We start from the raw sequence: 20,627 nt of genomic DNA on the forward strand, positions 1-20,627 counted from the left end.
GCGGACGACGGCGCCGCCCCGGTTTCGCTGCGGCGCTCGCCGGCCGTCCGCATCGGGATGTCCATCGCCGTCGCGACGGGCCTCTACGGGATCTCCTTCGGGGCCCTCGGCGTCGCCTCCGGCCTGAGCGTCCTCCAGACCATGGCGTTGAGTCTGCTCATGTTCACGGGCGGCTCCCAGTTCGCGTTCATCGGCGTGATCGCTGGCGGCGGCTCTGGGGCCGCGGCGGCTGCTGCGGCAACGCTCCTCGGCATCCGCAACGCCGTCTACGGGATGCAGCTCAATGCCATCTTCGGCCCCCGAGGCTGGCGACGCTTTGCCGCGGCGCACGTCACGATCGACGAATCGACCGCGACCGCGTCGGGGCAGAGGGAACGGCTCGAACAGCGGCGCGGCTTCTGGACGGCCGGGCTCGGAGTGTTCGTGCTCTGGAACCTCTTCACGGCCGTCGGCGCCTTTGCCGGCAACGCGATCGGCGACCCCAAGCAGTGGGGCCTCGACGGCGCGGCGGTCGCTGCGTTCCTCGGCCTCCTGTGGCCGCGCCTCAAGGGGCGCGAACCTGCCGCGATCGCCGTCGTCTGCGCCCTGGCGACCGTGCTGGCTGTGCCCTTCCTGCCGCCGGGCGTCCCGATCCTCGTCGCCGCGCTCGTCGCTGCCGTGCTCGGCTGGGTGAGCCACGCGAGGGCCCGTGCGGGCCGCCCGCTCGAGATGGAGGGCCTCGAGCCCGACCTTGACCCCTACGCCCGGCGCCGCGCCACCCGCCCGGAGGACGCCGCAGGAGGCGAGGAATGAACCTGTGGTTCTGGGTGATCGTCTCGTGCGCCGCTGCCTATGCCATCAAGCTGCTCGGCTACCTCGTGCCGCGGCGGTGGATGGAGAACGAGCGCATGACCCGCATCGCCGGCACCGTGACGATCGGCCTGCTGGCCTCGCTCACTGTCGTCAACGCGTTCGGGAGCGGGCAGGCGCTCGCGTTCGACGCGCGGCTCGGTTCGCTCGCGGCCGCGGCCATCGCCCTCGTGCTGCGGGCGCCGTTCCTCGTCGTCGTCATTGTCGGAGCCGCCGCTGCGGCGGGCCTCCGGTTGCTCGGCTGGGGCTGAGGGCAGAGCCAATCGGTGCCCGCGGCGGTCGCAACCGGCCAGGGCGATCACGTCCACCCGGAGCGATCGGATCAGAGCGGCAGATCCACCTCGGGGATGGCCTCGAGCGGCGGGAGCGGTCGCGGTTCCCGGTGGGTGCGGATGGCGTCCTCCACGAGGGCGACGTAGCGGAGCCACGCCATGGAGCCGGGGGCGACGGTGTCTCCGACTCCGATGAGCATGGCGACGAGCCGGACCATGTCGAGGAGGCGGAGCTCCTCGCGCAGCGTCCCCTGCTCCTGCCCGCGGTTCAGCAGGACGCCCATGGACTCGATGAGCTTCCCGGCGAGGCCGACGAGAAGCTGCCGGCGGCCGGCGACGGCGGAGAGCAGATGGTGCTCGTCGTTGGCCACCTGCATGACGGCGCTCAAGACCTCCACGAGCCCGGCCGCGGCGTCGGGATTGTCGAGGGCCTCCTCGGCCACCGGTTCGACCTTGACCTTGATCTGCCGCTCGATCGCGGCGAGGACAAGTTCCTCCTTGTCCGCGAAGTTGCGGAAGAGCGTGGCCGGTCCCACTCCGGCCCGGTCGGCGACGGACTTGAGGGAGACGTTCGGGCCGTCTTCGCGGAAGCACTCCAGTGCGGCGGTGATGATCTTCTCGATATTGCGAGCCGCGTCGGCCCGCATGGGCTTCCGCCAGGCTCCTTCGTACTGCATTCCTCCACGGTAGCCATCGAGAGTGGCCGCGTCCGCTATGTGAAGCTGAACTCTCAGAGAAATCTCGCTTTTTCGGTACGAAGAAGTCGGTTGGACCCAAGGGGGTGGGCCTCTGGGCGAGCGTGCGAGACTGGGCCCATGATTGTCGCCTTCTCCGTCTCCCCCTCCGGCGACCGGCCCGCAGAAGCCGGCCGCGCGCCGTCGGACGTTCCTGCGGATTCGGTCCACGAGGCCGTGGCCGCCGCCGTGAAGGTGGTGCGGGAGTCCGGCCTCCCGAACCGGACGAGCTCGATGTTCACCGAGATCGAGGGCGAATGGGACGAGGTCATGGACGTGGTCAAGCGGGCCACCGAGGCCGTTGGCCGGTACGGGACCCGTGTCTCGCTCGTCCTCAAGGCCGACATCCGACCCGGCCACATGGGGGAGATCAAGGGCAAGGTGGAACGGCTCGAGCGCGCACTCGGCGAGTCACCTTCCTCCTGAGACCGTTGCGCGCGCCTGCGCGCCGGGCCAGACTGGCGGCATGGTCGAGCATGCGCCCCAGTCGGCTTGGATCGACGTCGAACGCTGGCTGACTTCGACGGTCGTCAAGCCGGGCCCCGAGCACGAGCGGGCGCTGCGCGCCGCCGTCGATCGCGGAATGCCTGCCATCGAGGTGCAGCCCACCGCAGGGAAGCTGCTCCATCTCCTCGTCAGGATGAGCAACGCGAGACGCGTCCTCGAGATCGGCACGCTCGCGGGCTACAGCACGATCTGGATGGCCCAAGCCCTCCCCGAGGACGGTCACCTCGACACGCTCGAGTACCTGCCAGAGCACGCAGAGGTGGCGCGGGCGAACGTCGCGGCGGCCGGACTCGAGGGCCGGGTCGAGGTGCACGTGGGGCCCGCTCTCGAGACTCTGCCCACCCTCGAGGGGCCCTACGACTTCGTCTTCATCGACGCCGACAAGCAGAACGACACGAACTATCTGCAATGGGCGGCGCGGCTCGGGCGCCCGGGGACGGTCATCGTCGTCGACAACGCCGTGTGGGAAGGCGCGCTCCTTGACCCCGAGATGGACGAGGCGAACGCCCCGGGGATCATCGCGGCACTCGAACTCCTTGGCAGCCCGCCGTTCGACGCGACCGTGATCCAGACCGTCGGGTCCAAGGGCTGGGACGGTTTCGCGCTCGCCGTCGTGAAGTAGCCGGGGGCGGGCGGTCGCCGACGGCTGGGATAGCGTGGTCGCATGGATGCTCGCGCGCCGCGCCTTGCCCCCGGCCTCTACCCGATCGACACCGGCACGGCTGAGTTGCAGCGGGACGGCGACGCATCGGACGGCTGGCTCCTCAAGATCAACGGCGTCCAGAGTTCCCACATCGTCCTGAGCGACCCCCTGCGCCTCGATTTCGAGTACATGCGCTGGATCGTGGCGCTTGTCGAAGAGCGCTTCCCCCCTGAGTCCACCGACCGGCTTCGCGCGCTCCATCAGGGAGGAGGCGGGTGCTCGATGCCGCGGTACCTCGCGGCCCGCTACCCCCACGCGCGGCAGGTCGTCGTCGAACTCGACGGCCAGCTCGCCGAGTACGTCCGGAATTGGTTCGACCTGCCCAAGGCGCCGCTCCTGCGCCTCCGCGTCGGCGACGCGCGCGCCGTCACCGAGTCCCTCACGCCGGGGACGAGGGACCTCATCATTCGCGACGTGTTCTCCGGCTCCCGGACGCCGCACCCTCTCACGACCGTCGAGTTCACCCGAGCCTCGGCCCGGCTCCTCGACGCCGGCGGCCTCTTCGTCGCCAACATCGGGAGCGCGCCGGACCAGGTCACGGCTCGCGAGGAGGCGGCCTCGATCGCCGAGGTCTTCCCCTATGTCGCCGTCGTCGCCGACCCGGCGATGCTCAAGGGGCGCCGGTACGGCAACATCATCCTCGCTGGCAGCGACTCTCCGCTCGAAGGGTCGGCCGCCCTCCGTCGCCGCCTGCTGGGCGGGGGCGTCCCGGCCCAGTTCTGGGACGATGCGCAGGCCAGAAGCTGGATCGGCAAGGCGGCACCGCGCCTCGACCCGCCGTGAGTGCGAGCCGTCAGCCCGCACCCATGAGCATCGGCCGCATCTCGGCCACCTTGCGCTTCAGCGCATCGACGACGGCGGCGACGGCGGGCTTCCGCATAGAGTCCGGTCGTAGGACCATCCAGTAGGGGAGCTGCTCCCGAAAGTATTCGGGCAAGAGGCGGACGAGGTCGTCGTGGCGGTCGGCCATGAAGCACGGCAGGAAGCCGATTCCGGCCCCGGCACGGGTGGCCTCGACGTGCACGAACACGTTGGTCGACGTGAGACCGTCGCGCATCTCAGGAGCGAGGCGCCGAGGTGCGTCGAGATCGTCGATCTGGAGCATCGAGTCGACGAAGTAGACGAGCCCGTGCCGGGCGAGTTCCTCAGGGGTCTCGGGGGCACCGTGCCGCTCGAGGTAGTCCCGAGATTCGGGTGGTCCCGCCGCAGTTCGGCGACTGCTGGCGAGGCCAGGTAGGCGCTGAAGCCGTCGGTCGCCGTCATGCGCACGACGCCGGTGACCGGATCGTCCGCTCCGGGTGCCAAGCGGCCGACGGCGTCCGCGACCTGCGCGGCGACGCCCACCGCGCGCTCCCCGAGGGGAGTGAGTTCCCAGCCGCCTGCCGCTCGGGCGAGGACTCGGCCGCCCAGCGACTTCTCCAGGGCGGCGATCTTGCGGGCAATCGTCGTGTGGTTGATGCCGAGGTTCTCTCCCGCCGTCGTGAACTTGCCGGCGCGTGAGACCTCGAGGAGGACGAGGAGCTGGTCGGGGGAGGGGGACGCCGTCGTCATGCGCTCACTCTAGCGAGAACCGGCCAGTCGATCTGCAATTCTGCACAGTTACTCTGCGGTACTGGTCATTGAAGCACCAAAATCGTGCAGGAATACTGGCATGGTTCGAGTGGCCCGCATCACAGCGGATGCAATTGCAGGAGCCACGCCAGATCCACAAGACCGTGTCACAGCAGACACCGGAGGGACCCCATGAGCTCAATGCAGCGCTCGGTCAGCACGCCAGCAGACCGCCCGCTTCTGACGAAGATCGTCTCCGCGTCGATGGCCGGAACAGTCGTCGAATGGTACGACTTCTTCCTCTACGCGACAGCGTCGACGATCGTCTTCAGCAAGATCCTCCTGCCGGCGATGGGGAACGAGTACGACGGCATCATCGCCGCCTTCCTCACGTATGCGGTGGGCTTCATTGCGCGCCCGCTCGGCGGGATCGTGTTCGGCCAGATGGGCGACCGCCTGGGCCGGAAGCAGACCCTGCAGATCACGATCGTCCTGATCGGCGTCGCGACCGTGCTCATGGGGTGCCTCCCGACTTACCAGCAGATCGGCGTGTGGGCTCCGATCCTGCTCGTCCTGCTCCGCTTCATCCAAGGCCTCGCGCTCGGCGGGGAATGGGGTGGCGCAGTGCTCCTCGTCGCGGAGCAGGCGCCTGACGACAAGCGCGCGTTCTGGGCCTCGTGGCCCCAGGCAGCCGTCCCGCTCGGCAACGTGCTGGCCACTGCAGTCCTCTGGATCCTGACGTCCACGCTGTCCTCGGGCGCGTTCCTTGCGTGGGGCTGGCGGATCTCGTTCTGGCTCTCCGCCGTCGTCGTCATCGTGGGCTACGTGATCAGGACCAAGGTCAGCGAGGCCCCGATCTTCGAGGCCGCCAAGGCCGAGCTCGAGGCGGAGAAGGCCGCGGGGTACGGCGTGTTCGAGGTCCTCCGGCGGTACCCGAGGGGAATCCTCGTCGGAATGGGCCTCCGGTTCGCGGAGAACATCATGTACTACCTCGTCGTCACGTTCTCGATCGTCTACCTGGGCACGGGGCTGAAGATGAACACCGCCTCCATCCTCGGCGTCATCGCCATCGCGCACGTGTGCCACTTCTCCATCATCCCGGTCATCGGGCGCATGGCTGACCGCATCGGACGCAAGCCCGTCTACCTGACCGGCGCGATCCTCACGGCGACCTGGGGATTCTGGGCCTTCCCCGCCTTCGGGACGAAGAACACGTGGGCCATCCTCTTGACGATCATCGTGGGCCTGGTCTTCCATGCCCTCATGTACTCCGGCCAGCCGGCCATCATGGCCGAGATGTTCCCCACCCGTATGCGCTACTCGGGCGTCTCCATCTGCTACCAGGTCACCTCGATCGTCGCCGGCTCGCTTGCGCCGGTCTTTGCGACCGAGTGGCTCAAGGCCACGGGCTCGTGGTGGCCCACCGCGGTGTACCTTGCGATCGCGGCCGTCGTCACCGCCGTCGCCGTCATCGCCCTGCGCGAGACGAAGGGCGCGTCGCTCCACGCGCTCGATGCCGCGGATGCGGCACTGGCAGGAGCGGCAGACGGCGCAAAGGCCCGCGCATGAGCGGCAGCCTTGCCGGACGTAAGGCGCTCGTCACCGGAGGTGCCGCCGGGATCGGCGCGGCAGTGGCCAGCACGCTCGCCGAGCGGGGGGCCGCAGTCGTGATCGCGGACCTCGACGGCGACGCGGCCCAGAAGCTCGCCGCCGAGCTCGGCGGCGAGGCCTGGGCCGTCGACCTCCTCGACACCGCCCCGCTCGAATCGCTGAGTCTCGATTGCGACATCCTCGTGAACAACGCCGGGATCCAGAAGGTCGCCCCGATCCAGGAGTTCGAGCCGGAAGCGTTCCGCCGCATCCAGAAGCTCATGGTCGAGGCCCCGTTCCTCCTCATCCGGGCCGCGCTCCCGCACATGTACGCGCGCGGCTGGGGCAGGGTCATCAACCTCAGCTCGGTCCACGGCCTGCGCGCCTCGGCGTTCAAGAGCGCGTACGTGACCGCGAAGCACGCGCTCGAGGGCCTCTCGAAGGTCACAGCCCTCGAGGGCGCCGAGCATGGGGTGACATCGAACTGCATCAACCCGGGCTACGTGCGGACGGCCCTCGTCGAGCGGCAGATCGCGGATCAGGCCGCAACCCACGGCATCTCCGAGGACGAGGTGCTCGAGAAGGTCATGCTCACGGAGATGGCGATCAAGCGGCTCGTCGAGCCCGCGGAGGTCGCCTCGCTCGCGGGCTGGCTCGCGTCCGACGACGCCGCGATGGTGACCGGGGCGAGCTACACGATGGACGGCGGCTGGTCCGCGCGCTAGGCGCGGGCCCGCTCCCCCTCGGCGACCACAGGGATCGGCGCCGTCTCGTCGCGGAGCGCGGGGCGGCGTCGTCCTTCGCCCCGGACCCACAGTGCGTAGGCGGCGCCGAGCAGCCCAAGCCACACGGCCCCGACCACGAGTGCGATCCGGCTGTCCTCGAACCAGCCGAGGACCCCGATGACAAGGGCCAGGAAGGCGATCGCGGCGATCGACGCCGCGGGCCAGAGCGGCGAGGGGAACTCCGAGGGCGCGAGCGCGTAGCGGCGGATCTCGCGTTTCATCGCGACGTGGCTGGCGAGGATCATGACCCACACCCACACGGTCGCGAACGTCGCGATCGAGGCGATGATCGTGAACACGTCCTCGGGAATCACGGCGTTGAGGACGACGCCCACGAGCAGCACGCCGGTCATCACGACGACGGTCAGCCACGGCACCCCGCGCCTCGAGACCCTGCCGAAGGACGACGGCGCGTGCCCCTGTTGGGCGAGGCCGAACAGGACGCGGCCAGCGCCGAAGATGTCGGAGTTGATTGCGGAGAGGGCGGCCGTGATGACCACGGCGTTGAGGACGTTCGCGGCGCCGGGGATCCCGAGCCCGTCGAAGATCTGGACGAAGGGGCTGCCGTGGCTGCCGACCTCGGACCAGGGGAAGAGGCTCATGAGCACGGTGAGCGTGAGCACGTAGAACAGGAGCACGCGAACGGGGACCGTGTTGACGGCCTGCGGTATTGCTCGTTTCGGGTCCTCCGCCTCGCCCGCGGTGACGCCGATCGTCTCGACCCCGCCGAACGCGAAGACAACCACGGAGAACGCCGCGAGCAGTCCTCCGTACCCGTTCGGCAGAAAGCCTCCATGGTCCACGAGGTGTCCGAAGCCAGGGTGCTGGCTTCCGAGCCGCACGCCGAAGATGATGAGGGCTGCGCCGCCGACGATCATGGCGCCGATCGCGACGACCTTGACGAGTGTGAACCAGAACTCGAGCTCGCCGAAGACCTTGACGCTCAGGAGGTTCACGCCGGTCAGGAAGAAGATGACTGCGAGGATCCAGATCCAGCGCGGGGTGTCAGGGAACCAGAAGCCCATGTAGATGGAGAAGGCCGTGACGTCCGCGATGGCGACGATCGCCATCTCGAACACATACGTCCAACCGGTCACGAAGCCCGCGAGCGGCCCGAGGTAGCGGCCTGCGTACTGGCTGAAGGAACCGGCGACGGGGTGGCGGACCGCCATTTCGCCGAGGGCCCGCATGACCATGAAGACGGCGGCACCGGCAATCATGTAGGCGATGAGGACGGCGGGACCGGCGGCCTGGATGGCTGAGGCCGAGCCGTAGAACAGGCCGGTGCCGATGGCCGATCCCAAGGCCATGAACCGGATGTGCCGGACATTGAGGCCGCGGCTGAGCACGGCGGGTGAAGGCTGCATAGGGGTTCCTCACGTCTCTGGGAAGGATCCTTTCCACTCTGCCGGTCCGCTCGGGGCCTGTGAGTGCCGTCACGGCCTGCTGATGTCTCGGACCGCAGACGCGCTCTGTCCGGGATCTCAGACGGTGCGCCTCGCCGCGGAGGTGCGCGCCGTCGTCGTGCGTGTGCACACTGGAGTTCGGTATTCCAGACACGGCCCACCCGCGGGCCCTGACCCGAGGTGAGCCATGCCCGCCGAGACCGGCCCGAAGTCCAAGGTCCCCGCTGCCGAGAGCACGCTGCGCATTCTGCGCCTGCTCGCCTCGCGACGGGGCCCGCAGCCCGCGGCGAGCATCGCAGCGACGCTGGGGCTCCCGCGCTCCACCGTGTACCACCTCCTCGCGGTCATGGAGGAGAACGGCTTCGTCATGCATCTCCCGGAGGAGCGCCGTTACGGCCTCGGGATCGGGGCGTTCGAGCTCTCGAGCGCCTACTCCCGCCAGGAGCCGCTGTCCCGTCTGGGGCGGCCGATGCTCGCTTCGCTCGTCGACGCGATCGGGGAAAGCGCGCACCTCGCCGTCCTCCATGGACGGGACGTCCTCTACATCGTCGAGGAGCGGGCGAAGAACCGACCTTCCCTCGTGACCGACGTCGGCGTCCGCCTCCCGAGCCACCTCACGGCGAGCGGGCGCGCCATCCTCGCGGCGCTCCCGAAGTCGCAGGTCCGCGCGCTGTACCCCAACGCGGCCGCGTTCAGCGAGCGGACAGAGGAGGGCGAGCACATCCGCAGCTACGCCGCGCTCCAATCCGCGCTCGACCAGGTGCGCCAGCGCGGCTATGCGACGGAGGACGGCGAGGTGACTTCAGGATTCGCCTCGGTCGCGGCTGCGGTCAAGGACCATGCGGGGTGGCCGACGGCGGCCGTCGCCGTCACGTTCCTCGGCGAGAAGGTGCCTGCGCACGAACGCGACGAGCTCGCGCGCCAGGTCCTGCACGTGGCGGGCGAGCTCTCGCACCGGATCTACGGGCGAGGATAGGCAGGCGTCGCTCCGGGGCGAGGGACGGCGGCGTGGCCGGTGCCGACGGCCGACTCGCGTACGTCTGGAATCCCGGACGGCTCGGCTCTGAACCCCCTGTCCCGGTAGCTCGGGGCGCGGTCTCATGGATGCAGAGGGTCTGAACGGACCTGCCATTCCACACTTCCCATCACCGACGCAGGAGTCACGATGTCCATCACCGACCCGGCCCGCAAGGCCGACTTCACCACGGGGGCGCGCCCGGTCCGGGCCCCGCGCGGCACCGAGATCACGGCCAAGTCCTGGCAGACCGAGGCGCCGATGCGCATGCTCATGAACAACCTCGACCCCGAGGTCGCCGAGCGCCCGGACGAGCTCGTGGTCTACGGCGGCACGGGCCGGGCGGCGCGCTCGTGGAAGGCGTTCGACGCCATTGTCGCCACGCTCAAGGAGATGGACGACGACGAGACCCTCCTCGTGCAGTCCGGCAAGCCGGTGGGGGTCTTCCGCACCAACAAGTGGGCGCCGAGGGTGTTGATCGCCAACTCGAACCTCGTGGGCGACTGGGCGACCTGGCCCGAATTCCGGCGCCTCGAGGCGGAGGGCCTCACGATGTACGGCCAGATGACCGCCGGATCGTGGATCTACATCGGCACGCAGGGAATCCTCCAGGGCACGTACGAGACGTTCGCCGCCGTCGGTCGCAAGCTCCACGCCGAAGGCAAGACGCCAACCCCCACCCTCAAGGGCACGCTGACCCTCACCGGCGGGTGCGGCGGCATGGGGGGCGCGCAGCCGCTGGCCGTGACCCTCAACGGCGGCGCGGTGCTGATCGTGGACGTCGACGAGTCTCGCCTTCGCCGCCGCGCCGGCAAGCGCTACCTCGACGAGGTCGAGACGAACCTGGATGCCGCCGTCGCGAAGGTCGTCGCGGCCAAGGCCGAGGGGCGGGCGCTCTCGGTCGGCTACGTCGGCAACGCCGCTGAGGTCTTCCCCGAGATCCTGCGCCGCCACCGCGCCGGCGAGCTCACGGTGGACATCGTCACGGATCAGACCTCCGCGCACGATCCGCTCTCTTACCTCCCGACCGAGTACACGGTCGATCAGTGGCGCGGCGAGGCCGAGGCCGACCCAGAGGGGTTCACGAAGAAGGCCCAGAATGCGATGGCGCGGCACGTCCAGGCGATGGTCGAGTTCCAGGACGAGGGCGCCGAAGTCTTCGACTACGGCAACTCGATCCGCGACGAGGCGCGCAAGGGCGGCTATGAGCGCGCGTTCGCGTTCCCGGGCTTCGTCCCGGCGTACATCCGCCCGCTGTTCTGCGAGGGGCTCGGGCCGTTCCGCTGGGTCGCCCTCTCCGGCGATCCGGAAGACATCAAGGTCACTGACCAGGCGATCAAGGAGCTCTTCCCCGAGAATGAGCACCTGCACCGCTGGATCGACGCGGCAGAGGAGTTCGTCGAGTTCGAGGGCCTTCCCGCCCGGATCTGCTGGCTCGGCTACGGCGAGCGGCACAAGGCCGGCCTGCTCTTCAACCGGCTCGTGGCCGAGGGCAAGGTCAAGGCCCCGATCGTGATCGGCCGCGACCACCTCGACTCCGGCTCGGTCGCGTCCCCCTACCGCGAGACCGAGGGGATGAAGGACGGCTCGGACGCGATCGCCGACTGGCCCCTTCTGAACGCCCTCACCGCGGCGTCGTCGGGGGCGACCTGGGTCTCGATCCACCACGGCGGCGGCGTCGGCATCGGCCGCTCGATCCACGCGGGCCAGGTCTCGGTCGCGGACGGGACCGAGCTCGCCGCGGCCAAGCTCACCGCACTGCTCACCAACGACCCGGGCATGGGAGTGATCCGGCACGTCGACGCGGGCTACGACCGCGCCGTCGAAGTCGCCGCGGAACGCGGCGTGAAGATCCCCATGGCCGGACGCTGACAAAGGAAACCTGACATGACTCTCACCGCCCCAGAAACCCACCTTCCTACCGAGGTCACCCTCTCCCTCGGTGGGCTGACAGCGGCGGATGTCGTCGCCGTCGCCCGCCACGACGCGAAGGTGAGCGTGGCGCCCGAGGCGCTCGCCGAGGTGGCCCGCGTCCGCGCTCACGTCGAGGAGCTGGCAGCGAGCGAGATCCCGGCCTACGGCATCTCGACGGGCTTCGGCGCCCTCGCCAACCGGCACATTCCCCAAGAACTCCGCACGCAGCTGCAGAAGTCGCTCATTCGCAGCCATGCCGCGGGGATGGGTCCCGCCGTCGAACGCGAAGTGGTGCGGGCCCTCATGCTGCTGCGCGCCAAGACGCTCGCATCGGGCCGCACGGGCGTCCGGCCCGTGGTCCTCGAGACGTTCGTCAAGCTCCTCAACGCCGGCATCACGCCGATCGTCCGTGAGTTCGGTTCGCTCGGCTGCTCGGGCGATCTCGCACCCCTCAGCCACGTGGCCCTCGTGCTCATGGGCGAGGGGGAGGCCGTGGGCCCGGACGGCGAGCGGTTCGGCGGCCGCGGCCAGCGGACGACGGCGGAGCTGCTCGCCGAGCACGGCATCGAGCCGGTCACCTTGGCAGAGAAGGAGGGCCTCGCGCTCGTCAACGGGACCGAGGGCATGCTCGGCATGCTGCTCATGGCCCTCCACGATCTCGACGCGCTCGTGAAGACCGCGGACGTGACGGCGGCGCTGTCGGTTGACGGGCTCATGGGCACGGACCAGGTCTTCCTGCCCGAGCTCCACGAGCCGCTGCGGCCGCACCCGGGTCAGGCTGATTCGGCGGCCAACATGCTCGCCGTCCTGCGGGGGTCGAAGATCGTCGAGTCGCACAAGACCGGCGACAGCCGGGTCCAGGATGCCTACTCGCTGCGCTGCGCGCCGCAGGTGGCCGGGGCCGTCCGGGACACGATCGAGCATGCGCGATCCGTGGCAGGCCGGGAGCTTGCCGCAGCGATCGACAACCCCGTGGTCCTTCCCGATGGGCGTGTGAGCTCGAACGGCAACTTCCACGGCGCCCCGGTCGCCTATGTGCTCGACTTCCTCGCGATCGCGGCCGCCGACCTCGCCTCCATGGCGGAGCGCCGCACAGACCGGATGCTCGACCCTGCCCGCTCGCACGGGCTTCCCGCGTTCCTAGCCGACGATCCCGGCGTGGATTCCGGCCTCATGATCGCCCAGTACACGCAGGCTGGCCTCGTCTCGGACCTCAAGCGGCTCGCGGTCCCTGCGTCGGTCGATTCGATCCCGAGCTCGGCGATGCAGGAGGACCACGTCTCGATGGGCTGGCACGCCGCACGCAAGCTCCGCAAGGCGGTCGAGAACCTGAGGCGTGTGCTCGCGATCGAACTCGTGACCGCGGCCCGCGCGATCGACCTCAGGACGGCGCTCTCCGCCGGCTCGCTCGTCCCTGGCCCCGGAGGCATGGCAGCGCTCGAGGTGCTGCGGCGCTCGGTGCCGGGTCCCGGCGTCGACCGCTTCCTGTCTCCCGAACTCGAGGAGGCGGACCGCGTGCTGGCCGACGGCGAGCTGCTCGCAGCCGTAAGCGCCGCCGTCGGGGGCCTTCGCTGACGGATTCTCAACGCCCCGGGAGGCCCGGCAGCGGCCTCACCGGGGCAGCGATCCGTGGTCAGACCACGGTATTGGAGAACTGCACAACGGATATAGCGAAACGTGGGCTGGGTCTACATAGCGACGCGCTCCGGGAACCGATAGAAACGTAGAGTCCGCAATGGCGCGGATCACAGCAGGCACTGGACAGGCCAAATTCCACGAAGGGGTTAGGAAAAATGAAGGCACGCGGAGCGGTACTCACGAGGCGAAGCGCACATCAGGCGCCGCTCGCCGATTGGACGGAACTGCGCGCCGAAGACCCGGTCGAGATCGTGAAGCACGCGCAGGTCGTGGCAACAGGGCGGGTCGAAGAGGTCTCGCTGAGCGGCAACGTGCTGTGGCTCATGGCCGAAGGGGCCGAGGCGCGCCGGCTCTTCCTCAAGTCAGACGGCGTACTCGTGCGCCGGGCATAGGGTTCCCTCGCTCGCAACGGGGAACGCTGGCTACGCCAGCGATGGTCGGGGCCCCCGCACCGAGGACGGTGCGGGGGCCCTTGGCCTATCTGGGGGAGGCTAGAACGGGTTCGCTGCGGCGCCCTTCCCGGCTTGGGCGTGCTCAGTCCGGACGTGGTTCTCGATGAGGCTCGCGACCATCTGCCGCGCCTGGTCGAATTCCTCCCAGTCCCGCTGGGCAGCGGCCACGACTGCCCCCTTGAGCAGAACGAGGCATTGCCGGGCGAAGGATTCTCCGTCCGGGACGCCCGCTTCCCCTGCCAGTCGGGCGATCTGCGCCTTCGACTTGGCCATATAGTCGATACTCGCCGCGCCGAGGGGATGTTCGGCGCCCATCTCCATGAGGACGTGCACGAACGAGCTGCTGTCGTTCACGCCGACCTTGAACGCCTCGAAGAGGGCATCGAAGATGCCGAGGAGGCCTCTCGGGTCGCCTGTCTGGTGGTGGACCGCGTCCTCGATCGCTGCGCTCCGCGCCTCGTGAAGCCGGGCAAGGTACGCGAGGACGAGCTCGTCCTTGGAACGGAAGTGGCTGTAGAAGGTCGCCTTGGCCACCGTGGCCTTCGAGATCAGCTCCTCGATGCCGGTATTCCGGATCCCCTGCGCGGCGAAGAGCTCACGCGCCGCCTCCATGATCCGTTCGCGGGCGCCGCGGCCGATCGATCCGTTGCTTGAAGCCATCGTTCTAAGCTAGCCCTTGGGGCGCCGTGTGTGGTATCAGGTCAGGATTGTGTCCACGAGGCGGGCCGCGACCCGGGCGGTGCGCGCGTCGACGTCGTAGGTCGGGTTGAGTTCGGCGATGTCCGCATGGACGAGCTTGCCGCTCGCCGCCACCCGACGGACGACGGCGACGATCACCTCGAGCGGCACACCGAGCGCGGCGGGTGCGGAGACCCCCGGGGCGACCGCGGCAGGGAGCACGTCGAGGTCGATCGTGAGGTAGACGGCGTCGAGCCCGTCGAGGAAGTCCTCGACGAATGATTCGGCCGTCTCCCGCGTCGCGTACTCGTCGAGGAGATACCGCACACCGAGCTCGTCCGCGCGCCTGAACAGCGCGAGCGTGTTGTTGGGCTGGGAGATGCCGACGACGGCGTACTCGAGCGTGCGGCCTGCGGCGGCTTCTGCGCGGGCCATCTGGAGGAACGGCGTGCCGGAGCTCGCTCGGTCCTCCGCCCGCAGATCGAAGTGGGCGTCGAGGTTCAGGACGCCGACCCGCACGTTGGCGGTGCGCTCAGTGTCAGCCACGCCGAGGTAGCTCGCGAACGCGGTCTCGTGCCCGCCCCCGAGCGTCAGGGTGAGGGCCCCGGCGTCGAGAAGGGTCGCGATCGCGTCCCCGCAGCGCTCCTGGCCGCCCTCAAGGTCGCCGGGTTCTCCGTCCCGACCTGTTTCGACCACGACGTCGCCGGCGTCAAAGACCTCCCGCTCAAGGTGGAATGCGAGGGGCCCGAGGGCTGCGCGGAGGGCCGCCGGCGCCGCCGATGCCCCTGTCCTCCCCTTGTTCCGGCGGACCCCCTCGTCCGAGCAGAACCCGATCAGCACGGCCGGTCGTCGACCGCTCGCGCTCACGGCTGCCACGGCCTCGCCGAGGCCGGCGGCGTCGTAGGGCCGGACGGCCTGCCACCAGCGCCGATGCTCGGGGCCCTCGCCGTCGTTCCGACCAGACCAAGGGGCGGGCTGGAGGTCGACGGGCAGCGCGACGGAGGAGGAGACTTCGTTCATTCCCCCAGCACACCGTATGCGGCGCGCGACGCGCCAGTGCCAGGGTGCAGAGATGTCTGGTGCGCCGGACGTGGGGTTGGGCAGCTCCAAGACTGGTCCAGCAGCGATGAGACCTGCTGTGAGGTCGAGGATCGTGGCTGTGCTCACATGTGTAGTCGGACGACGAAGAGGAAGTAGCACCAGACGGGCAGCGAGAGCAGCGACAACGCGGCCATCGCGGTCCGCACTTGGGATTGCTCGCGCAGGATCGCGGAAAGCAGCCTGAATGTGAGGATTCCGATGATTCCTCCGACGCAGTTCAGGATCACGTCGTCGATGTCCGACGCTCCAACCGCGAACACGCCCTGGATGATCTCTACAGCGACGCTGACCGAGGCGACCGTGAGCATGGTCAGCCATGCGGGCGCCCGAGGTCGGAGCCACGATACGTAGAATCCGAGCGGGATGAAGATCAGGATGTTCCCGACGACGTTGGCGAACGCGATTCTCCCGGTCCCGGAAGAGTGGCTGGACACATATTCCGCGATACTCGCGAAGGGGATGAGATTGACCGATCTCTCCGAACCCGGTGCGCGAGAGAGGAGAAGCAGCCTTAGGAGGAAGGCCGCGTAGAGAGCGAAGACGACGAAGATGGCCACGGTCTCCGCTTTCGCGCGTTTCGTGGTGAATCGCCCGCTCGCCACGTCATCGGTGGCTGCGCTGGGTTGCGGTTGTACATCCATCCAGCAGGACGTTACAGAGGGAAGCTGTCGTGCTCCTGTGAGGCCTGGATTAGACAACCGCCCGCCGCGGAGCGCAACGAGGCCAACCATGGATCAAGGCCGGGCAGGTAGTCGTCCGCGCCTCTCGTCGTTGTCTGGTGTGGACGCGCGCAGTCGATCGATTGGGGCTTCCGTACCACGCCCCGTCGTCCACGAACTCGACATGCGCACCGGACCGGGGAGCGCGTCCCAGCGTCTGCCAGATACCCAATACATATGTTCTCATAATCTGTTACTATTGGGATATAGTTTCGAATGACTGGGGGGTCCATGCTTGGGGGAGGCGTTTCGGGGCCCGATGTGCCGCGCGACTCTATGCCGCCCAGTTCGGTGGCGCCGCAGACCGCAGTGCTGCTTGAGCCGCGCCCTGGTTCACTGCTGGAGGGGTCGCTGTGGCACCCGGATCCCTCGACGCTGACAGGATGCGAGGCGCGCCGCCTCCTCGAGGACGTGGTGGCGATGAGGTCCTTCCTTGCAGTTATCGAGGCTCTCGCCGTCGAGCGCGTACGTCTGGCGTGTGAGGACGAGGCGCGGCGGGCGGAGGAGGCGGCCGAGAAGGGGCGTGCCGGCCGGGGGCAGGCGGCGGCACGGCGCTTCGGCGGAGACGCGGGGCGGGCGCTGGCGGTGTCTGAGGTCGCGGTCGCGGAGGGGATAGGCGAGCAGGCCGCGGCCCGCCTTCTGACGGCGGCACAGGCTTTATGCGGGCCCCAGCTGGTCGTCCTGGACCGGCTTGAGGCCGGGGACCTGACTGAGGCGCACGCCCGGGTGATCACCGAAGAGACGGCGACACTGCCGACGGCGTCCGCGGAACGGTTCGGGATCTTGTGCCTCTCGCGACTGGAGACCCGCACGGGGCGGCGGAGGACGCCGGCCGAGTTCCGGAAGGCAGTGCGATCCCTCCGGGAGCGGTTGCACCCTGACTCAGTCCGTGCTCGGAGAGCGCGCGCGGAGCGCGACCGGGGAGTGTGGTTGAAGCCCGAGCCGGACGGGATGTGCACGCTCGGCGCGTTCTTGCCCGCGGAGGTTGGGCTCGCTGCCTTCAATCGGATCGACGCCCTCGCCCGCGCCCGTCAGGACGAAGACCCCGAGGAAGGCCGCACTTTGGCCCAGCTGCGGGCCGATGAGCTGGCTGGATGCGTCCTGACGGCCGGCGCAGGCGGTGAAGGGCGTTCCATTGGCGGCCCCGCTAACCCCCGGCATGCCAGCGCCGCGGAAGCGGTGCGTGGTGAGGGAGTGCCGCGGCCGTCCGCGGAAATCGTGGTCCACGTGAGGGCCGAGTCCCTGCTCGGTGCCTCCGACGAGCCTGCCGTGCTGGAGGGGTACGGTCCGATCGACGCCGAGACCGCCCGGGCTCTGGCAGTGGCGGCGCCGACGTGGGAGCGGTTACTGGAGACGTCGGATGGGGTCCCGCTGACGCTCGCCCGGAGCGCCTATCGGCCGCCCAAGGGGTTGCGGCGCTTCATCTGCTACCGCGACGGGACCTGCCAGTTCCCAGGCTGCCCGTCTCCGGCGCTACGCGCCGAGATCGACCACATACGCGAGTGGCAGGACGGCGGGCCGACCGATGCGTCCAACCTGCAGGCCCTGTGCCGGAAGCATCACGCGCTCAAGAGCTTGCGCCTCTGGCGCCCGACTCGGCTCGAGGGCGACGGCGTGACCACGGGAGACCTCGTTTGGACGTCGCCCCTCGGCGCCCGCGCCCTTGCCGGCCCTGGCGGCCACGAGTTCGGTGTGGATACCAACCTCGAACCCGAGGTGCCCGACCCGCCCGCGGCGCCCGACCCGCCCGAGGTGCCAGACCCGCCGCCGTTCTGACGCCCCTGCGGGCATTCGCGAGGTCTTGCCAAGGGGCCCATCTCTACCTAGATTGTCTAGGTATGGGACGAAGCGCGGTCAATGGTCAGCTCGATCTCCTGCTTCTCGCCTCGCTGGGGGCGGGCGAGGCGCACGGCTACGCGCTCATAGCCCGCATCCATGAGCGGAGCGGGGAGCGCATCGAGCTGCAGGAGGGGTCGGTGTACCCGGCGCTCCACAAGCTCGAGTCTGCGGGCTGCGTTGCGAGCCGATGGGCGGACGACGACGGGACGCGCCGCCGAGTGTACGTCCTCACCGCCTTGGGGCAGACCGAATTGGCCCGCCGTACAGAGGAGTGGAAGGGCTTTGCCTCCGGCGTCCGCGGGGTACTGGGAGCGGCTTCGTGAACGGCCATGAGCCGGCGACCGGCGAGGGGCCCATCGATCGCTATCTCGACGAGCTGTTGGTGGCCCTCCGCCACGGCGAGCCAGCCTCCGCCCGGCGGCTCCTCACCGAGACCGAGGCCCACCTCCGCGAGTGCGCGGCTCGACTGCGGGCGCAGGGCTTGGACGGCGAGAGCGCCGAAAGCGAAGCGGTCCGACGCTTCGGCCCCGTCGGAACGGTGACCGCTGCCCTCCGCTCACCCCGGCTTCCGCTTCGCGCCTTCCTGCGCCCCGCCGTCGGACTCGTCGCGGCGGGGGCGGTCGCCGTCGGACTCAGCGGCGCTCTCTCCGAGATTTTCGGCCGCGTGTGGGGCGCCGGTTTCGTGGCGGGCGACCTCCCGGGCACCGCCTATACCGCGGCCCGCTGTGCCGTGCTCCAGGCGCCATACCCGGGGCTCGATTGTCTGCAGGCCGCCGCGGAGCACCACTGGGGCGAGGTGGTCGAGTACCGCGTGGCGCTCGGCATCGTGGGACTTCTTCTCCTGCTCGTATGGCGGTTCCTTCCGCGGGCGGAACCGCTGCCGTCTGGCCTTGCCCCGACGCTTGCTGCTGCGGCGTTCTCCCTTGCTGCTGCCGGTTCCGGATTCGAGGCGCTCAACGCCGCCGTCCAAGGCTGGCAGGGCGCAGGTGCATGGCTGAGTGCAGCGATAGTGTCTCTGCCGCTCGCCGTCGTCTTCGGAGTCATTGCGCTACGGAAGCTGCAGCCCCGCCTGGCCCCTCGCCTGGGTCCCGCCGAGGCGGCCTAGTCAGACGCCCAGCGCCTGCTCGATGGGCCCGAGGGCGAAGAACAGGAGGAAGGCCGCGGCGACGACCCACATGAGCGGGTGGACCTCCTTGGCGCGGCCCTGGAAGATCCGGACGAACGCGTAGCTGATGAAGCCTGCGCCCAGACCGTTCGCGATGGAGTACGTGAACGGCATGAGGGCGATCGTGAGGAACGCGGGAATGGAAATGCCGACGTCGGTCCAGTCGATCTTCGTGACCTGCTGGAACATGAGGAAGCCAACCACAACCAGCGCTGGGGCCACCGCCTCGAAGGGCACGAGGTTGATGAGCGGGGTCAGGAACATGGCGATCAGGAGCATGATGCCGGTGACGACGGACGCGAGTCCCGTGCGAGCGCCTTCACCGATGCCTGCGCCCGATTCGACGAAGATCTGGTTGGACGAGATCGATGAGCCGCCGCCCGCAATCGCGCCGAAGGCATCGACGAGCAGTACGCGGTCGACGTTGGGGATGTTCCCCTCTGCGTCGATGTTCCCGGCCTCGCGGGCCAGACCGACCATGGTGCCCATTGCGTCGAAGAAGATGCTCAGCAGGATCACGAAAGCCATGAGGATCGCCGCCAGGGGGCCGAGGTGCGCGAACGCCCCGACCGGGTTGGCCTGGCCGATGAGGCTCAGATCAATGGGCTCCAGATTCCCGAGTCCGGGGACGACGAGCGACCAGCCGGCGGGGTTTGCCTTCTGGCCGGGCGACGAGCTGGGGCCGATGTGGAAGGCGAGTTCGAGGATGTTCGCGAGGACGGTCGCGCCGATGATCCCGATGAGGATCGCGCCACGCACGCGGCGGACCATGAGGGCGATCGTCAGGACAAGGCCCACAACGAACACGAGCGTCGGCCACCCGATGAGCCGGCTGTCGACGCCGAGGCCGAGCGGCACGGTCGTGCCCGCGGCATCGGGGAGGCGGCGCACGAAGCCGGCGTCGACGAGGCCGATGAGCGCGATGAAGAGGCCGATGCCGACGACGATCGCGGTCTTGAGGCCCTCCGGCACCGCCTTGAACACCGCGGTACGGAAGCCCGTCAGGACGAGGATGAACATCACGATGCCCGCCACCACAACGATGCCCATCATGTCCGGCCACGTGACGCCGGGGTGGGTGGCAATCGTCACCGCGACGAAGGCGTTCACGCCGAGGCCGGTCGCGAGCGCGAACGGGTGCTTGGCCCACACGCCCATGAGTATGGTGAGGACGCCCGCGACGAGGGCTGTGGCCGCCGCGACCCGGGGGATCCCCAGCGTGTGGCCGGCCGAGTCCGCGCCCGAGAGGATCAGGGGGTTGAGGACGACGATGTAGCTCAGCGCGAAGAAAGTCGCCAAGCCGCCGCGGATCTCGCGGCCTACGCTCGACCCCCGCTCGGTTATCTTGAAGTACCGGTCAATCGCACTGGTCGACACAGTGGTGGTTGTCGACATAGAGGTCCCCTTGGCTCGGTGGGAGGATTTCGTGGTTATGGTAATGCCCTCTGCATGCGTACCTACACGAACACGCGGGAAATGTGATCGACGACTCTGAATTCGACCCCTCGCGGGGAAGGCTTGGCCGGGTAGCCCGGCTCAGCTTCTGCTGCGCCTTCCTGGCTTCCCTGCTCATGGTCGCCTCAGCGGCTACGAGCGCGGCGGTCTCCGGCCAGCCTCCGCCGCCGGTGGCCCTTGCGCCGTCGTCCGTCGCGCCGTCGTCCGTCGCGCCGTCGTCCTTCACCCCGTCCGCGCCCGCAAGCGGCCCCGCC

21 protein-coding genes and 1 pseudogene are annotated in these 20,627 nt (G+C 69.2%); 15 read left to right on the forward strand and 7 right to left on the reverse strand.

All coding sequences use genetic code 11. The features are described from left to right. Positions 1-27 precede the first annotated feature (27 nt). Both V7053_RS12025 and V7053_RS12030 read left to right on the forward strand, forming a co-directional pair. On the forward strand, positions 28-792 hold the full coding sequence (locus V7053_RS12025) for an AzlC family ABC transporter permease (RefSeq protein ID WP_334172532.1): 765 nt from the start codon (positions 28-30) through the stop codon (positions 790-792). Further along, the gene (locus V7053_RS12030; RefSeq protein WP_334172513.1) at positions 789-1,100 is read left to right on the forward strand and encodes an AzlD domain-containing protein; all 312 of its coding nucleotides are present in this window, start codon (positions 789-791) and stop codon (positions 1,098-1,100) included. Before V7053_RS12025 ends, V7053_RS12030 begins: the two co-directional genes overlap by 4 nt. A 71-nt stretch (positions 1,101-1,171) precedes the next feature. On the opposite strand, the gene V7053_RS12035 is transcribed toward V7053_RS12030, so the two are convergent. Next, positions 1,172-1,798, reverse strand: coding sequence for a TetR/AcrR family transcriptional regulator (locus V7053_RS12035; protein ID WP_334172514.1), 627 nt, complete (start codon positions 1,796-1,798; stop codon positions 1,172-1,174). A 138-nt stretch (positions 1,799-1,936) separates the two neighbouring features. On the opposite strand from V7053_RS12035, the gene V7053_RS12040 reads away from it, so the two are divergent. From V7053_RS12040 to V7053_RS12050, 3 genes are read left to right on the forward strand one after another with little or no spacing between them, the layout of a single operon-like run. Further along, the gene (locus V7053_RS12040) at positions 1,937-2,281 is read left to right on the forward strand and encodes a thiamine-binding protein (protein ID WP_334172515.1); all 345 of its coding nucleotides are present in this window, start codon (positions 1,937-1,939) and stop codon (positions 2,279-2,281) included. Between the two features lie 40 nt (positions 2,282-2,321). Next, positions 2,322-2,984 carry an O-methyltransferase gene (locus tag V7053_RS12045; protein ID WP_334172516.1) on the forward strand — a complete coding sequence of 221 codons (663 nt, stop codon included), beginning with the start codon at positions 2,322-2,324 and terminating at the stop codon, positions 2,982-2,984. A 42-nt stretch (positions 2,985-3,026) separates the two neighbouring features. Continuing rightward, complete coding sequence (locus tag V7053_RS12050) at positions 3,027-3,848, forward strand: spermidine synthase (protein WP_334172517.1); 822 nt, start codon at positions 3,027-3,029, stop codon at positions 3,846-3,848. A 10-nt stretch (positions 3,849-3,858) separates the two neighbouring features. On the opposite strand, the pseudogene V7053_RS12055 reads toward V7053_RS12050, so the two are convergent. Beyond that, positions 3,859-4,616 (reverse strand): annotated as a pseudogene (locus tag V7053_RS12055) (LysR family transcriptional regulator). 192 nt (positions 4,617-4,808) lie between these two features. On the opposite strand from V7053_RS12055, the gene V7053_RS12060 reads away from it, so the two are divergent. Further along, complete coding sequence (locus V7053_RS12060; protein WP_334172518.1) at positions 4,809-6,185, forward strand: MFS transporter; 1,377 nt, start codon at positions 4,809-4,811, stop codon at positions 6,183-6,185. Further along, positions 6,182-6,931 (forward strand): 3-hydroxybutyrate dehydrogenase, encoded by a 750-nt coding sequence (locus V7053_RS12065; RefSeq protein WP_334172519.1) that lies wholly within the window; start codon positions 6,182-6,184, stop codon positions 6,929-6,931. The genes V7053_RS12060 and V7053_RS12065 overlap by 4 nt, the downstream gene beginning before the upstream one ends. On the opposite strand, the gene V7053_RS12070 is transcribed toward V7053_RS12065, so the two are convergent. Continuing rightward, positions 6,928-8,358, reverse strand: a complete 1,431-nt coding sequence (locus V7053_RS12070; RefSeq protein ID WP_334172520.1) for an amino acid permease — start codon at positions 8,356-8,358, stop codon at positions 6,928-6,930. The two genes, V7053_RS12065 and V7053_RS12070, sit on opposite strands and share 4 nt — an antisense overlap. A gap of 226 nt (positions 8,359-8,584) precedes the next feature. Here V7053_RS12070 and V7053_RS12075 point away from each other — a divergent pair, with 226 nt between their 5' ends. The 4 genes from V7053_RS12075 (at position 8,585) to V7053_RS12090 (ending at position 13,356) form a co-directional block, all read left to right on the forward strand. Continuing rightward, positions 8,585-9,373 carry an IclR family transcriptional regulator gene (locus V7053_RS12075; RefSeq protein ID WP_334172521.1) on the forward strand — a complete coding sequence of 263 codons (789 nt, stop codon included), beginning with the start codon at positions 8,585-8,587 and terminating at the stop codon, positions 9,371-9,373. 189 nt (positions 9,374-9,562) lie between these two features. Beyond that, positions 9,563-11,284 (forward strand): urocanate hydratase, encoded by a 1,722-nt coding sequence (locus V7053_RS12080; RefSeq protein WP_334172522.1) that lies wholly within the window; start codon positions 9,563-9,565, stop codon positions 11,282-11,284. Between the two features lie 15 nt (positions 11,285-11,299). Further along, complete coding sequence (gene hutH / locus V7053_RS12085) at positions 11,300-12,901, forward strand: histidine ammonia-lyase (protein WP_334172523.1); 1,602 nt, start codon at positions 11,300-11,302, stop codon at positions 12,899-12,901. 218 nt (positions 12,902-13,119) lie between these two features. Further along, positions 13,120-13,356, forward strand: a complete 237-nt coding sequence (locus V7053_RS12090; RefSeq protein WP_138445317.1) for a hypothetical protein — start codon at positions 13,120-13,122, stop codon at positions 13,354-13,356. Positions 13,357-13,455: 99 nt separating this feature from the next. On the opposite strand, the gene V7053_RS12095 is transcribed toward V7053_RS12090, so the two are convergent. From V7053_RS12095 to V7053_RS12105, 3 genes are all read right to left on the reverse strand, one after another. Next, positions 13,456-14,076 carry a TetR/AcrR family transcriptional regulator gene (locus V7053_RS12095; protein ID WP_334172524.1) on the reverse strand — a complete coding sequence of 207 codons (621 nt, stop codon included), beginning with the start codon at positions 14,074-14,076 and terminating at the stop codon, positions 13,456-13,458. A 36-nt stretch (positions 14,077-14,112) separates the two neighbouring features. Then, complete coding sequence (gene hutG / locus V7053_RS12100) at positions 14,113-15,114, reverse strand: formimidoylglutamase (RefSeq protein ID WP_334172525.1); 1,002 nt, start codon at positions 15,112-15,114, stop codon at positions 14,113-14,115. Positions 15,115-15,257: 143 nt separating this feature from the next. Then, entirely contained in the window at positions 15,258-15,836 is a 579-nt protein-coding gene (locus tag V7053_RS12105) for a VanZ family protein (RefSeq protein ID WP_334172526.1), read from the reverse strand. A 369-nt stretch (positions 15,837-16,205) separates the two neighbouring features. Here V7053_RS12105 and V7053_RS12110 point away from each other — a divergent pair, with 369 nt between their 5' ends. From V7053_RS12110 to V7053_RS12120, 3 genes are all read left to right on the forward strand, one after another. After that, positions 16,206-17,690, forward strand: a complete 1,485-nt coding sequence (locus V7053_RS12110; protein WP_334172527.1) for an HNH endonuclease signature motif containing protein — start codon at positions 16,206-16,208, stop codon at positions 17,688-17,690. Between the two features lie 62 nt (positions 17,691-17,752). Continuing rightward, positions 17,753-18,076 (forward strand): PadR family transcriptional regulator, encoded by a 324-nt coding sequence (locus V7053_RS12115; protein ID WP_334172528.1) that lies wholly within the window; start codon positions 17,753-17,755, stop codon positions 18,074-18,076. Continuing rightward, the gene (locus V7053_RS12120; protein WP_334172529.1) at positions 18,073-18,858 is read left to right on the forward strand and encodes a hypothetical protein; all 786 of its coding nucleotides are present in this window, start codon (positions 18,073-18,075) and stop codon (positions 18,856-18,858) included. The genes V7053_RS12115 and V7053_RS12120 overlap by 4 nt, the downstream gene beginning before the upstream one ends. On the opposite strand, the gene V7053_RS12125 is transcribed toward V7053_RS12120, so the two are convergent. Then, the gene (locus tag V7053_RS12125; RefSeq protein WP_334172530.1) at positions 18,859-20,313 is read right to left on the reverse strand and encodes an NCS2 family permease; all 1,455 of its coding nucleotides are present in this window, start codon (positions 20,311-20,313) and stop codon (positions 18,859-18,861) included. It lies immediately after the preceding gene. A gap of 83 nt (positions 20,314-20,396) precedes the next feature. Here V7053_RS12125 and V7053_RS12130 point away from each other — a divergent pair. Next, the coding region (locus V7053_RS12130; RefSeq protein ID WP_334172531.1) for a hypothetical protein at positions 20,397-20,627 on the forward strand (231 nt) is incomplete at its 3' end.

Source organism: Sinomonas sp. (assembly GCF_036848755.1).
Lineage (GTDB): Bacteria > Actinomycetota > Actinomycetes > Actinomycetales > Micrococcaceae > Sinomonas.